Source organism: bacterium, from assembly GCA_016703265.1.
Lineage (GTDB): Bacteria > Krumholzibacteriota > Krumholzibacteriia > LZORAL124-64-63 > LZORAL124-64-63 > CAINDZ01.
In genome coordinates, this window is the sequence record JADJCK010000005.1 from 177,984 (window position 1) to 193,027 (window position 15,044).

At 70.1% G+C, this 15,044-nt stretch carries 9 protein-coding genes; 5 read left to right on the forward strand and 4 right to left on the reverse strand.

Annotated features, from left to right (window positions below; all coding sequences use genetic code 11):
- Nucleotides 1-10: 10 nt before the first annotated feature.
- Nucleotides 11-538: a class IV adenylate cyclase gene (locus IPG61_10510; protein MBK6734502.1), complete on the forward strand. Its 528-nt coding sequence runs from the start codon at nt 11-13 to the stop codon at nt 536-538.
- Between the two features lie 94 nt (nt 539-632).
- Here the strand turns inward: IPG61_10510 and IPG61_10515 are convergent, their stop codons facing one another.
- From IPG61_10515 to IPG61_10530, 4 genes are all read right to left on the reverse strand, one after another.
- On the reverse strand, nt 633-2,978 hold the full coding sequence (locus tag IPG61_10515) for a PKD domain-containing protein (protein ID MBK6734503.1): 2,346 nt from the start codon (nt 2,976-2,978) through the stop codon (nt 633-635).
- Between the two features lie 48 nt (nt 2,979-3,026).
- A complete protein-coding gene (locus tag IPG61_10520) occupies nt 3,027-3,614 on the reverse strand; it encodes a carboxypeptidase regulatory-like domain-containing protein (GenBank protein ID MBK6734504.1) in 588 nt (195 codons plus the stop codon).
- Nucleotides 3,615-3,804: 190 nt separating this feature from the next.
- Nucleotides 3,805-5,151: a beta-glucosidase gene (locus IPG61_10525; protein MBK6734505.1), complete on the reverse strand. Its 1,347-nt coding sequence runs from the start codon at nt 5,149-5,151 to the stop codon at nt 3,805-3,807.
- Complete coding sequence (locus IPG61_10530) at nt 5,148-8,861, reverse strand: glycosyl transferase (GenBank protein MBK6734506.1); 3,714 nt, start codon at nt 8,859-8,861, stop codon at nt 5,148-5,150. Before IPG61_10530 ends, IPG61_10525 begins: the two co-directional genes overlap by 4 nt.
- Nucleotides 8,862-9,195: 334 nt before the next feature.
- On the opposite strand from IPG61_10530, the gene IPG61_10535 reads away from it, so the two are divergent.
- The 4 genes from IPG61_10535 to IPG61_10550 all read left to right on the forward strand — a co-directional run bounded on the left by IPG61_10535 (nt 9,196) and on the right by IPG61_10550 (nt 15,006).
- Nucleotides 9,196-10,260: a LacI family DNA-binding transcriptional regulator gene (locus tag IPG61_10535; protein MBK6734507.1), complete on the forward strand. Its 1,065-nt coding sequence runs from the start codon at nt 9,196-9,198 to the stop codon at nt 10,258-10,260.
- A gap of 98 nt (nt 10,261-10,358) precedes the next feature.
- Nucleotides 10,359-12,248, forward strand: a complete 1,890-nt coding sequence (locus IPG61_10540) for a hypothetical protein (protein MBK6734508.1) — start codon at nt 10,359-10,361, stop codon at nt 12,246-12,248.
- Nucleotides 12,249-12,358: 110 nt separating this feature from the next.
- Nucleotides 12,359-14,626: a TonB-dependent receptor gene (locus IPG61_10545; GenBank protein ID MBK6734509.1), complete on the forward strand. Its 2,268-nt coding sequence runs from the start codon at nt 12,359-12,361 to the stop codon at nt 14,624-14,626.
- Nucleotides 14,587-15,006 carry a TonB-dependent receptor gene (locus tag IPG61_10550; protein ID MBK6734510.1) on the forward strand — a complete coding sequence of 140 codons (420 nt, stop codon included), beginning with the start codon at nt 14,587-14,589 and terminating at the stop codon, nt 15,004-15,006. The genes IPG61_10545 and IPG61_10550 overlap by 40 nt, the downstream gene beginning before the upstream one ends.
- The last annotated feature ends 38 nt before the right edge of the window (nt 15,007-15,044 follow it).

Consider the following 15,044-nt stretch of genomic DNA (forward strand, 5'->3'; position numbering starts at 1 on the left):
TGGAGGAGCCATGCCCCGCAACATCGAGATCAAGGCCCGCCTCGGCAGCGGGCCGGCGCTGAAGGATGTGGAGGCGCGTGCGGTCGCCCTCGCCACCGACGGCCCGCACGAGATCATCCAGGACGACACGTTCTTCCGCTGCGACAGCGGACGCCTCAAGCTGCGCGCCTTCGCCGGCGGCCACGGCGAACTGATCTACTACCGCCGCGCGGACGCGGCCGGACCCAAAGAATCGTTCTACACCATCGCCCCGGTCGAGGATCCCGATGCGCTGCGCCGGGCGTTGACCCTGGCCCTGGGCACCATCGGCCGCGTGCGCAAGCGGCGCACGCTCTACCTGGTCGGCCGCACGCGCGTGCACCTGGACCGCGTCGAAGGCCTGGGCGAGTTCCTGGAACTGGAAGTGGTGCTGCGCGACGACGAGACGGCGGAAGTGGGCGAGGCCGAGGCACACGCGCTGATGGGCGAGCTGGGCATTGCGCCGGCGCAACTGGTCGAAGGTGCGTACCTGGACCTGCTGGGCGCGGCGACGGACTGATCTCCTTGCCTCCCGGAATCGAGCGCGGGGCCCGTCGGTATCGGCATACCGGCCGGGCCCCGCGCTTTGTTGCCTTGGAAAAGACCGACTCCCGCTACGGGTAGATGGCCTGCGCCGTTCCCGCCGGCCCCGCGGCCGCCGCCGGTCCGACGCCGCCGCGAAGGCCGCCGCTGCCGCCGTTACCCGCCAGGCCCGTGGCCATGCTCGGGGCGCCCATCAGCACGGGCGCCGACGTGCCTGCCTTGTAGAGGCAGATCGACGGCCCGCCCGGTCCGCCCTGGCCGCCGCCGCCGCCACCGCCGGCGCCGCCCACTCCCCCGAAGCCGCCGCCGCCGCTGTGGTCCGCGCCGGCGCCGCCGCTGCCGCCCGTGCCACCGGCGCCGCCCTGGCCGCCGTTGCCGCCGGCACTGCCGTCGCCGCCGTGGCCGGAGGTGAATACGCAGTCCGCGCTGAAGGTCGGCGAACTGTTGTAGAGGAACACGGCCAGCGAGGCGCCGCCGCCGTCGCCGCCCTGGGCGCCGTTGCCGGCCTGGCCGCCCCCGCCGCCGCCGCCGCCGCCGCCGCCTCGGCCGGCCGAACAGCTCAGGGTCTGGTCGTAACCGCTGCCGCCGCCCCCGCCGCCGCCGCCCCCGAAGCCGGGGAAGCCGGTGGTACCGTTGCCGCCGTTGCTGCTGACCCAGGAAATGCCGAAGACGGATCCGACGGTCGAGGGGGTGCCGCTGCCGTTGCTGCCGGGATTGCCCGATGAGCCGGGGTTGCCGTTGCCGCCGGTGACGCCGAACGCCGCACAGGAGTTCGCAGCCAGGCCACCGGTGCCGCCGTTCGCGCCGCCCGATGCCGTGGCCCCCGTACTGCCGTTGCCGTTGAAGCCCCCGGTGCCGCCGCTGCCGCCGGTGCCATAGGTGGCCGCCCCGCTTCCGCCCGCGCCGCCACCGGAATTGTTGGGACTGCCGTTCTGCCCGGGATTGCCGGTGGCCCCCGCATTGCCGTTGCCGGCGGCCGAGATCGCCGCTCCGTCGGCGCCGGCGCCCGACGTGAACGCGCAGTCGTTGAACGTGAGGTCCACGCAACTGGCCAGCCACAGCCCGATCGACGGGGCGCCGGGCAGGGTCGCAGCAGGCGCGACAAAGGCGAGCCCGGTGATGGTGGCACTGCTGACGTTCAGGTGCGGCACGGCTGCGGAGGTGGCCAGCACGGTCGAGCGATCGCCGGCGCTGCGCGTCCAGTCGCTGCCGTCCAGGCCCCCGATCACCGAGACGCTGTCGCGCAAGACAACGCTCTCGTTGTAGGAGCCGGCTGCAATCAGGACCAGGGGCTTGCCGGCTTCCTGCGCCAGGTCGAATCCCCTGGTGATCGTGGCCACCGGAGCGATGCGCGAACCCGGATTGATGTCCGAGCCTGTCGCCGCCGAAACATAGATGTCTTCCACGGCCGTGAAGCGGACGACAGCCAGGCCGATGGCGCCCCGGTCGTCGGTGACACGCACCTTGACGCGATAGTCGCCGGTCGCCGCGTAGGGGTTGGAGATCGTGCTCGCCGGACCGGAGTACTCGAAGACGCCGTCATCCTCGAAATCCCATTCGTAGAGCACGATGGAACCGTCCAGGTCGCTGGCCACGCTGGTGAACGAGGCCATCAGCTGAGAGACGCTGGCGCCGTCCACGGGACTGGTGATGGACACCATCGGCGGCATGTTGTTCTCGCGCAGCAGCGTGATGCCCGCAACCTCGACGCTGTCGCCGGCCGCGGCGATGGCGCCGCCGGCGCTGCCGTCCAGCCAGCCGCCGTGCGTGGCGATCAGCGTGTAGGCGCCGGCCGGCACGTCGCGCATCACGTAGTCGCCGTTCAGGTCGGTGACCGCGACATACGACGTGCCCTGGCAGTAGACGACCGTGCTCTGGTGGTTGCCCGCGTTCTGGAGCGAGGCGACGCCGTGGAACGTGCCGGTCGGGATCAGCGCGATGTCGACGAAGGTGGTCTCGGCGAGGGCGGCGGCCCGCAACTCCGGCACCGTGGCCGTGGCGCGGCCCGCCTGGTGGTCGCGGGCCTCGGTCGTCACCAGGTACGCGCCGGGCTCCAGGCCTGCGAAGGCGTACCAGCCCCGGCTGTCGGTGACGGTGGCGCGGCGACCGGTGCCGGACTTGTCGCCGGCAGCGCTCGCGGCGGCGGCCACATCATCGCCCCGCGCCTGGGCGTCCAGGCGCGCCCGCACGCTGGCGGCCATGCCGCCCTGCATGGGCTCAGCCGTCACCACGACGCCGGCCACGGCACCCCCGTCCAGGTTGCGCACGGCGCCGCCGAGGACGGCGCCCGTCTCGCGCTGCGGTTCGGGCAGGGGGCTGACGCCCTGCTGGGTGTTGCAGGCGCCCAGCAGCAGCGTCGCGGCCAGGAGGAACGGCGCCATCAGGCGGCCCGGGCGGAGAAGGGGCGAAGTCGACATCGGGAACTCCCGCTGGTTCGTGGTTGATGAACAGATGATGCCCATGACTCAGCGCACCCGGACAAATGGCCGCGTCACCACGGCGCCACCGGCCTCCAGGCGCAGGTAGTAGCGGCCCGCGGGCACCTCGAAGCCCTGCGTGTCGCGGAAATCCCAGTCGAGCGTGCGTTCGCCGGCAGCCGCGTCGGCGTCGGCCCAGGCGCGCACGCGCCGACCGGCGACGTCGTAGACCGCCAGTGATGCGGCGCCGGGCGCACCCAGGCGAAGGCGGAAGCTCACTTGCCCGTGCGCGGGGTTGGGCCAAGGGGCATCGATGCCGGTCGTCGGCAACTGCGCCGCGATGTCGATGCCGCTGGCCGAGTCCGTCACCACGACGTCGCGCACCAGCCCGATGCGATAGTCGTCCACGCGGACATCCAGGTGGTAGGTGCCGGCCGGCACATTGTCGATGCACCAGGCGCCGGCGGCATCGCTGGCGGCATGGAGGCCCGTGTCCGACCAGTCGGTCAGGCGCAGGAAGACGCCCGCGCGTTCGACCGGGGCCAGGGTCAGCGCATCGCGGACCGTGCCGCAAAGCGTGCCCGCGATGGCGGGCGCAGCCACGAGGGCCAGGCTGCAGGCCAGAATCATCTTCAAGGTCATGATTCCCAACGGTTTCGTCGGGGTGGGCGTTGAGCCGCCCGGCGGGGCGCCTCGCGATGCGACGAAACCATACCAGATTCATCGGCCATATCTCAAGGGTCTTCGGGGCGAACACCTGAAAGAAGCGCGGCGTCCGCTTTCGCGAACGCCGCGGCTTTCGTTTCCAGGGCCGGCCCTTTCGGGTTCAGCCGTCGAGGGCCGCACCGTTCGAGAGGATGACGTCGCTGTAGAAGCGCCCGCTGTCCTTGATGGTGCGGGCCTGGGTGGCGGGGTCCACGTGCGCCAGGCCGAAGGTCTTGGCGTAGCCGCAGGCCCACTCGAAGTTGTCCAGCAGCGACCAGGCGAAGTAGCCGCGCACGTCGACGCCGTCGGCGATGGCGTCGCGGATCGCTCCCAGGTGAGAGCGCAGGTATGCCGTACGCAGGGGGTCGCGCACGCGTCCGTCCGTATCGACCGGCGGGTCGGCGAATGCGGCGCCGTTCTCGGTGATGTAGATGGGCAGTTCGCCGTAGCGGCTGCGGATCCAGTTGAGCACCTGCCGGAAGCTCTCGGGGCGCACTTCCCAGCCGGTCTCGGTGTAGAGGGCGCCGGCCTGGCGAACGGGAGCGGCGCCGGTAGGCGCGGCGTCGGCGTCGGCGCGGTTGACCGAGCGCGTGTAGTAGTTCAGGCCGAGGAAGTCGATGGGCTCGCCGATCACCGCGAAATCGCCGGAGGGGAACGTCGGCCAGGCGTTGCCGAACATCTCCTTCATCTCGTCGGGGTAGCGCCCCAGGCGGAGCGGGTCCAGGTACCAGCGGTTCATGTAGGCGTCGGCGCGCCGTGTCGCGTCCAGGTCGGCAGGCGCGTCGCTGGCCGGGTCCTTCGGCTCCAGGTTGACGACGATACCGATGTTGCCGGAAGCCTCGGCCCGCAGGCAGCGCACGGCCAGGCCGTGTCCGCGCAGCAGGTTGTGGGCCGCCTGCGCTGCGGCAGCCAGGTCGCGCCGGCCGGGCGCGTGCACCCCGTGTACGTAGCCGCCGTCGACCACGACCCAAGGCTCGTTCAGCGTCATCCAGTTCGTGACCCGGTCGCCCAGGCGTGCGAACACCACGCGCGCATAGTCGGCGAACCACTCGGCGCAATCGCGCTCGGCCCAGCCGCCACGTTCGTCCAGGGCGTAGGGAAGATCCCAGTGGAACAGCGTCGGCAGCGGCGTGATGCCGGCCTTGAGCAGGCCGTCGACCAGGCGGTCGTAGAAGTCGAGGCCCGCCGTGTTCACGCGCCCGGTTCCCTCGGGCAGCACGCGGCTCCACGACAGGCTGAACCGGTAGGCCTGCAGCTGCAGCTCGCGCATCAGCGCGATGTCCTGCGGCCAGCGACGGTAGTGGTCGCAGGCGATGTCGCCGTTGTCCCCGCCGGCAATGCGCCCGGGCAGGTGCGAGAACATGTGCCAGTTGCTGGCGCCGGCGCCGTCGGCCAGCGGCGAACCCTCGATCTGGTAGGCGGAAGTGGCCGCGCCCCAGAGGAAGCCGCCCGGAAACGTGCTGCTCATGCCGTGGTGCCGCCCTCGCCCAGGGTGATCTCGACCCGATGCCGCGCGCCGTCGCGCCTGAGGGGCACGCGCGCGCGCCCGGCGCAGGGGACCAGTGACTCTCCGTCCATCGTCACGGCGACAACGGCGGCACTGCAGCCGCCCGGGTTCGCGACGACGATCTCATAGGTCGTACGGTCGCCGGGCAGTCGCCATTCGACGCTGAACCGCGGCCAGTCGTCGGGAACGCAGGGAGCCACGACCAGCACTTCGCCTTCTTCGAGCTGCACGCCCAGCACCGACTCCAGCGCCACGCGCTGCAGCCAGCCGGACGAGCCGGTGTACCACGTCCAGCCGCCGCGCCCCACGTGCGGTTCGGCCCCGTAGACGTCGGCGGCCACCACGTAGGGTTCAACCAGATACCGCGCGCATCCGGCCGGGGTGGCCGCATGCAGCACGGGATTCAGGAGGTCCAGCAGTGCTGCGGCACGGTCGCGCCGGCCGAGTTGGGCCATCGCCCGTACGACCCACGTGGCCGCGTGCGTGTACTGGCCGCCGTTCTCGCGCACGCCGGCCACATAGCCGCGGATGTAACCCGGGTCGCGCGGCGTGTCGACGAACGGGGGCGTGAGCAGCCGCACCAGGCGCTCGTCGTCGCTGATGAGCTGCGACTCGACCTGGTCCATTGCCGCTTCGGCACGCTCGCTGGAGGCCACTCCCGAAAGCACGGACCAGGCCTGGGCCAGTGCATCGATGCGGCATTCGCGGTTCTCGTGCGAGCCCAGCGGCGCGCCGTCGTCGTAGTAGCCCCGGCGGTACCAGCCGCCGTCCCAGCCGCCGTCATTCAGGGATCCGGCCAGCTTCCCGCGATGAGCGCGGTACCTTGCTGCGCGCGCGTGGTCACCGCGGCGCTCGCAGAGCGGGGCAAAGGCGTCGATGATGCTGACCAGGAAGAAGCCCATCCAGGTGCTCTCGCCGCGGCCCTGGTGGCCGACGCGGTTCATGCCGTCGTTCCAGTCGCCGGTGCCGAACAGCGGCAGGCCGTGCGCGCCGACGGTCAGCGAGCGGTCCAGGGCGCGGCAACAGTGTTCGAACACGCTGCCTTGCTGTCCGCTGTCGGTGGCCCAGACGAAGACCTCGTCCTCGCCTTCGGGCAGCGGCCCGGCCGTGAGGTACGGCGCAGCCTCGTCGAACACGCCCCAGTCGCCGCTCTGGCGCGCGTACTCGCAGGCGATGTACGGCAGCCACAGCAGGTCGTCGGCGAAGCGCGTGCGGATGCCGGCCTCCAGCGGCGGGTGCCACCAGTGGAGTACATCGCCCTCGCTGAACTGGTGACCGGCGTGCAGCACCACCTGGCGGCGGGTCAGCTCCGGCCACATCGGCAGCAGGGAGAGCGAGTCCTGCAGCTGGTCGCGGTACCCGAAGGCGCCGCCCGACTGGTAGAAGGCCGAGCGACCCCGCACCCGGCACGACAGTGTCTGGTAGGCGAGCCAGCCGTTGAGCATCAGGTCGAGCGCCGGCGACGGCGTCGTCACCCGCAGCCCGCCCAGGCCGTCGCGCCAGAAGTCACGCGCCCGGGTCCAGGCTTCCTCGCACGCCCCGGGCTTCGACAGCGCCGACAACAGGGCCAGCGCGCCGTCCTCACCGCGTTCCTGGCCCAGCAGGAACGTGATCTCCGCCGACCGTCCGGCCGCGACCTCGAACACGGTCTGCAACGCGAAACAGGGCTCCAGGCCGCTGCCCGTGCGGCCGTCCAGTGCAGGGGCGCCCAATGCCGCCGGGCACGAGGCGTCGCGCCCGGATCCCAGGAACGCCGCACGGTCGGTCGTGACGTGCACGGCCGTCACCGGAGTCGACGCCACGGCGGCGGCGAACGCGACATGGTCCCCGAAGACACCCGCGGAACGGTTGCCGGCCAGCAGGGCGCCGCTTGCAGCGTCGCGTGAGGTGACCACCAGGCGACCGTCCTGCGCCGCCAGTCCACCGAGCACCAGCTGGCTGCAGGCGAACAGCGACAGGCGCCGGGCGGAAGTTCCCGTATTGGTCACGCGCACGCGGCACAGGCGCACCGGGCGGTCGCGATCCACGAACACGGTCGTCTCGAGTTCGAGCTGCGCGGGGGCCGAGAGGTGCCTGAGGGTGCGCGTGTAGCCGAATCCGTGGCGCACTTCGCAGGCGCCGCCGCCGGCCACCGGTCCCGGCAGGCACGAAGCGACCGCGCCCGTCTGCTCGTCGCGCAGGTACAGGGCCTCGGACGGGGGATCGAGCACCGGGTCGTTGCTCCAGGGCGTCAGGCGGTTCTCGCGACTGTTGTCGCACCAGGCCGAGCCCAGGGCCGTTTCACTGATGATGCAGCCGAAGCGGTCGTTGGCGATCACGTTCGTCCACGGCAGCGGCGGCAGGTGCAGGCGGCCCTCGCCGTCGGGCTCGAGCCGGATCACGTATTCGCTGCCGTCGGCATTGAAGCCGCCGCAGCCGTTGAAGAAGCGCAGTGTCTCGTCACGCGGCAGGAGAGCGGGACCCTGCCAGGCCGGCAGCGCCGCGGCAGGGAGCCGTGCGCCTGCGCCCGGCAACGCCGGCAGTCCGTCGCTGATGACCAGGCGGGCAAATGCCTCCAGCGCCTCGGCGTCGCCGCCGGTCAGCTCGGGGGCGGTCGAGATATCGACCAGCCGGATCGGCAGGCCCAGTTCGAGCCAGAACGCGTGCAGGGTCGCCAGTCTTGTAACCGTTTTCGGTTGGGCGGTAGCCGACCGGACGACCACCAGCGTGTCGCCGGCGCCCAGTCCCAGTTTCGCCAGGGCAGGGCGCACACCCTCGCCGCGGGCCAGGGCCCCGGCCGGGGCCCGCAGGCGCGGATCGCCTTCGAGGATCGCGGCCGCCAGTTCGCGCGCGGCGGCGTCCTCGGCCGGCGTCCAGCCGCGCGTTGCAGCATCGGAAGCCGCACGTTCCGCGGCAGCGGCGAAGGCGGCGTCGACCGCCGCCGGGTCGGACGCGAGCTGCGCCAGGGCCAGCGCTGCCGCGCGATCGTCGCCGACGCCGAGCAGGAACGTGAACGTGGCCGTGGCGTCCGGCGCCAGCGTGCAACCGCGACGCAGGCTGGCCACCGGATCGAGCACATTTCCCGTGTTTCCGCCGAGAATCGCACCGGGCGCCAGCGCCGCCGGTTCGTCGCGATGACGGCCGCGCCCGCGCCACTGCAGGCGGTCGGTCTCCCATTGCAACGGACCCTCGCCGGCCAACACATGCACCAGCACGGGCCAGGACTCCTGCGGCGAGCGCTGGCGGCGCCGCGCCAGGATGGCGCCCAGCGCAGGCTCGGCCTCGGTCTGGATGAAGAGCTTGGAGAATCCCGGATGCGCGGCGTGCGCGGCCGGCTCGTTCAACACGAGCTCGGCCAGCGACGTGACGTCGAGCCGCCGCGTCCGCGACGACCGGTTGACCAGGACCAGGCGCCGCAGTTCGGCGCGACGTCCGGGGATCACGCAGGTGGTCAGCGAAGCTTCGATTTCGTCCTGCCGGTGGTCCAGCCGCACAGCACCGTTTTCATAGGTCGACCCGGCCACCCGGCTCCCGCCGGCAGGGTTGCCGAGGCGCCAGCAGGTTCCCGCGTCGAGGTCGCGCACATAAAAAAGGAGGCCGTCGCGAGTGCCCGGTTCGGGCTGGGCGCCGGTCGTCAGCGCCACGTTGCCGGCCTGCGAGAAACCCGTGCCGTCGGCTCGGCTGAAAACCATGTAACGCGATTGTTGAACTGGGGATGGCCCGCCGAGCACCACGGCAGAAAAAACCAGCCCGCCGCCGGGGCGGGCAACATTCGTTGATGGATTAGGCAAGGCCTGGTGCCTCCTGGCGGCAGCGGGACGGCGCCACACGGCGCCGGGCATGGCGTGAATCCTACGTTGTCCGGGGCGGGTTTGTCAAAGAGGGCTTGACACGATCCCCGGAAGTATGAAACCGTTTACATCGGAAGCGGACGAAGGAGCGTCAGCGCGGCTGGATCGGCTGGAGTGGGGGGATGCCCCGCCGGCGCCGGAGGATCGGCGGGCGGGGACAGCAGGCGGGACCAACTTGGCCACGATTCGTGATGTCGCCCGTGTCGCCGGCGTTTCCATCGCCACCGTCTCCCGGGTCTTCAACAACCACACGCTGGTGAACCCCGATACGGCCAGTCGCGTGCTCGAGGTGGCTTCCCAGCTCGAATACTGGCCCAACGGCGCCGCGCAGAGCCTGACCACCAGGCGAACGCATACGCTGGGTGTCATGCTCCCGGAACTCTTCGGCGAGTTCTATTCGGAAGTCATCCGCGGCATCGATCGCCAGTCCCGCTCCCACGACTACCAGATCCTCCTTTCCAGCTCCCATTCGAACGGCGAAGAAGTCCTCATTGCGGGCCGGGCCATGCTCGGTCGCATCGACGGGCTCATCATGATGGCGCCGGACGAAGCTTCGATTGAAACCGTCGAACGTGTGCGCCGGCGGGTGCCCGTGGTGCTGCTGAACCCGCGCGTGGAAGTTGAAGGCTGCTGTTCGGTGGCCTTCGAAAACTTCAGCGGGGCGCGCGCCGCCGTGGCCCACCTGGTCGGTCTCGGCCACCGCGATATCGCCATGATCGCCGGCCCGCAGGGCAACGTCGACGCCGAGGAGCGCACCCGGGGGTTCCGGAAGGCGCTGGCGGACGCCGACCTGGATCCCGACGCGGCGCTGGTCATCCAGGGGGACTTCCGCGAATCGACCGGCTACGAGGCCGGCGTGGCCATCCTGAGCCACCGGCCGCGGCCGACGGCCGTGTTCGCGGCCAACGACGGCATGGCCGTGGGCCTGCTGGCGGCGCTGCGGGCGGCGGGTCGGCGCGTCCCGCGCGACATTGCCGTGGTGGGTTTCGATGACATCGCGATGGCGGGCTACCTGAACCCGCCGCTGACAACGGTGCACGTGGATGCCTGCGGCCTGGGCCAGCGCGCCGTGGACCTGATGATGGGGGCCATGGAAGCCGGTTCGGCGGGCGGCAGCCTGCGGCAGTTGCTGCCGGCGGTGCTCACGGTGCGGCAGTCGTGCGGCGCCGATGTCGCCGGCACGGGGATCTTCGAGGAAGCGGCCGGCGGCGCGGGGCCGGTCAGGCGGGTACGGAAGTAGACCGCGGGGGGAACGACGTTACGGCAGACAGGAAACCGGAAAAAGTCAGTGCGGCGAACGATCTGGACGCGAAACAGCACCCTTCTGGAGGTAGCAACATGAAAAAGTGGATCACGACTCTGCTGGTCGGCGGAGTCATCGCAGCGGCGGTGCTGCCGGCGTTCGCGCAGGCGCCCCGCGAAGACGCGATCTGGGCCCGCACGGCCCAGGCCGACATCACGCTCGACGGCGTGCTCAACGAGGCCGACTGGGCCCAGGCCGAGTCCTGGGTCATCGAGTACGGCGTGGACGCGGGCATTCCGGGCAGCGGTTTCAAGACCGAGGCCGGCTGGAACCCGCCCGCCAATCCCACCTACGCCACGGTGAAGTTCCTCGTGCGCGGCAACCAGCTCTACATGGGCGCCGTGGTGCTGGACAACTCGGTGGGCGGCAGCGCCTCGTTCAACCGCTTCGACGGGTTCCTGATGGGCCTGAAGAACCACGCGGCGGCCGGTACCCCCAAGGGCGTGCTGGAATACCTCTACTCGTGGTGGCACGATGAAAACCTGGATCCGCAGCCGGTCGGCCAGATGCCCGGCTTCATCGGCGCCTGGGCCGAACTGCCGCACGGTTCACCGCGCACGCCCGCGCAGATCGACGCCTGGGACGCGGTGACCACTGTGCAGGGCACCTCGAACAGCGACACGGTCGCCGACACCGGCTACACGACCGAGATGCGCTTCAACCTGACGCCCATCGGCTACGACGTGACCGACGCCAACGGCGATGTCGTCGAGTTCAACATGTCCATCTACGACTGCGACGGCTTCTGGCCGATCAGCCCCGTCACCTTCAGCGCCAACCGCGTCTGGTGGCAGGGCCCCTGGGGCAACGACACCTGGTACAACGAGGTGCGGATCCACGCCCGTCCGGACGTGACCACCGCCTCGGGCCCGGTGCCGGCCATTGCGCCGGACCTGGTCATCCAGGCCATCGACGCCGTGCCCACCCTGGACGGCTCGCTGAACGAAGCCGTGTGGACCAGCCCCGACATCTACGCGTTCGACATCCGCTGGGACGATGCCGCCCTGCGCGAGACCTATCCCGGCGTCGGGCCGTTCCGCGCGGGACAGTTCCAGCCGAGCGTCAACGGCGGCCAGGCCTTCATCATCGACCCGGCCGATGCCACGGTGAAGATGTACCACCGCGGTTCGAAGCTGTACCTCGGCTTCGACGTGCGTGACGCGGTCGTGCAGTACCATGCCGACGTGAACCGCTGGGACGGCGCCATCGTGACCATCAACGACCGCGTGCTGCGCGGTGCGGACCAGACCCTGCTGGGCCTGCGCCTGGCCTTCCAGGTCGCGCAGGACGGCACCGCCTCGGCCCAGGACGACCTGCTGAGCATGGTGACGGCCGGCACGGCGCAGATCGCCGCGCACATGAACGCCGGCACCACCGTCGACACGCTGGGCCTGCAGATGGACAACGGCTACTCCGTCGAGCTTGAGATCGACCTGACGGCCATCGGCTATCCGGCCAACCTGGGCGACGGCGCCCTCTTCATCGGCGTGAACCTGTTCGACGGCGACAGCTTCCAGACGGCGACCGACAGCTACGGCACGCGCACCTGGTGGCAGCGCGAGTGGCAGGGCACCTGCTGCCCGGCCATCGCCCAGCTCGAGGCCGGATACATCGCCGGTGTGGGCGGCCCGTCCCCGTTCGAGGGCTACGCCCAGGCGCTGGGCAGCCTGAATCCGTCGCCGCGGCCGCAGGTGGCGTTCGCGATGCCGGACCGCAACCTGGTCACGATCGAGGTCTACGACGTACGCGGCCGCCTGGTCGAGCGTCGTGAACTGGGCAACCTGGAACAGGGCGAGGCCAATGTGCCCCTGTTCGCGAAGGAAGACCCTGCCGCGGGTGTGTACCTGTACCGCGTGCAGTTCGTCGACCCGGCCACCGGCCACGTGCGTGGCTCGCTGACCGGCAAGACGATGTTGATGAAGTAGCTTCGTACGACTTGCAGGACTGTCGGCAACCGGCCGCCGCGCCTGGCCACACGGCCCGGCGCGGCGGCACGGGTGTCCCACGGACGGAAGAACGAAAAGGCGGATCGCTGGTGTCGCTGCACCTTCACAATTCGCGGGCCCTGGCCCTGGTGTCCGCCGTGTTGCTGCTGCTGGCTTCGCTGCCGGCGGCCGCGGGCACGACGGGCACGATCTCCGGCCGCGTGCTCGACCCCGACGGCAAGCCGGTCGTGGCTGCCACGGTAATCGTCGTCGGCACGCGCCTGGGCGCCTATACCGACGCCGAAGGCAAGTTCCTCATCCTGAACGTGGCTCCCGGCACCTACGACGTGAAGGCGAGCCGGCTCGGCTTCAACGCGGTGACCATGAGCGGCGTCATTGCCTCGGCCGACAACACGACACGCATCGACCTGAAGATGGGCGACACGAACCTGGCCACCGAAGAGGTGGTCATCGTGGCCGACCGTCCGCCGGTCGACGTGAAGGAAACCAGTTCGCAGGTCACGCTGACCACCGAGGAGATCGAGGAACTGCCGGTGCAGAGCCTCGAGGACGTGGTCAACCTGCAGGCGGGCGTGGTCGACGGCCACTTCCGCGGCGGCCGCCAGGGCGAAGTGCAGTACCAGGTCGACGGCGTGAGCGTCAACAACGCCTTCGACAACAAGTCGAGCCTGAACATCGACCGCTCGCTGCTGCAGGAAGTCCAGGTCATCAGCGGTACCTTCGACGCCGAGTACGGACAGGCGATGAGCGGCGTCGTCAACGCCATCCTCAAGCAGGGCGGCGAGTCGTACCGTGTCGAGGGCGAGTACTACACCGGCGGGTTCCTGTTTCCCGGGCGAGAGGACATGCGCAAGACCAGTGACGACATCCACGTCACCGGCACGCACAACATGCAGGCGACCCTGAGCGGCCCCCTGCCGTGGGACAAGACCAACTTCCTCATCAGCGGCCGCCGCTACCAGTGGGACGACTACATCCAGAGCGAGCGCATCTACAACCCCACCGACGACCACGAGAATCCGCTGGACCGCAACAGCCCGTTCATCGCCACCGGCGACGGTGACAAGTCGCCGCTCGGCTACACGAACGAGTGGTCGGGCGTGCTCAAGCTGAGCAGCAATCGCCTGACGGAAACCCGCCTCAGCTACCAGGCGCTGTTCAACTCGCGCGAGACGCGGCCCACCGACTGGAAGTTCCGTTACATGCCCGACGCGTTGTCGATCAAGCGGACGTTCTCGCTGGCCCACGGGTTCGACGTGACGCACACGCTGGGGGCTTCGACGTTCCTCGACTTCAGCGCCCGCCAGAACCTGTTCGACTACACGGACCACCTCTATGAGGATCCCTACGACCCGCGGTACGACGCGACGCCGGCGCTGAATTCGACCCTCAACCTGGGCGACTACTTCTACCAGGGCGTGCAGCTGACCCACTACATCCAGAAGACGACGACCTACATCTTCAAGGGTTCGGTGGTCAGCCAGCTCGACAGCGAGAACCAGGCCAAGGCGGGCTTCGAGCTGAGCCTGCCCGAGGTCGAGTTCGGCACCCCGGTTTGGCTGAGCTTCATCAACAACGAGCTGGTGCGCAAGACCGGCGACCACGAGCAGGCTTCGCTGAAGCGCTTCCCGGTGATGGGCGCCGCCTACGTGCAGGACCAGATGAACCGCAACGACCTCATCGTGCGGTTCGGGGCGCGGCTCGACTACTTCGACGCGCGGTCGACCATTCCCAGCGACCTGGCCAACCCCGCCAACGCGATCGCGGGCGCGCCCGAGTCGGTGCCGCAGGCCACCACGGTCAAGGCGACGATCTCGCCGCGGGTCGGCGTGGCCTATCCCATCGAGGACAAGGCCGCCATCCACTTCGCGTACGGGCACTTCCGGCAGCTGCCGTCGGTATCGACGATGTTCTCGAATTCCGATTATTCGATCCTCGACGAACTGCAGGCCAGCGACCCCAACTACAACGCGATGGGCAATCCCGATGTGCGGCCCGAGTCGACGGTCCAGTACGAAGTCGGCTACAAGCAGGTCGTCAACGACGACTTCGGCTACGACCTGACCATCTACTACAAGGACGTGCGCGACCTGCTGGGCGTGGAGTTCATCGACACCTATACCGGCGCCACCTACTCGCGCCTGACGAACGTCGACCACGGCAGCGCGCTGGGCGTCACCCTGGCGCTGGACCATCGGCGCGTGGGCCCGCTGAGCACCTCGCTCGACTACACCTGGCAGCAGGCGATGGGCAACTCCAGCGACCCGAGCGAGACCGCCACGCGCGCGCCGCCGGCGAGGACCCGCGGCCCCGCCTGGTGCCCTTCAACTGGGACCAGCGACACACGATCAACCTGACGGCGGCGCTGGACGCCCCCGGAAACTGGACCGTGTCCACCGTGGCGAAGATCACCAGCGGCCAGCCGTACACGCCCGTGACCGAGCAGGCCTACGGCTTCGGCGCCGCCACCAACTCGGGCCGCAAGCCGGCCGGTTTCCTGGTGGACGTGCGGGCCGAGAAGAAGCTGGGCAAGGACGGCGAGGGCGGCCTCTTCATCCGCGTGTTCAACCTGTTCGACTCGCGGTACTTCAACGGCGCGGTCTACCCGACCACCGGCAGTCCCTACTACAGCCGCACCGACAGCTTCGATGAACGGCTGGCCCTGGCCGACCCGACGCGATTCTACCCGCCGCGACGCCTGGAAATGGGCGTGCGCTGGGGCTGGGGAGGCAAGTGATGGCCTGGCGCAGCAGTCTTCCTGAAAGGCGGAGCCCG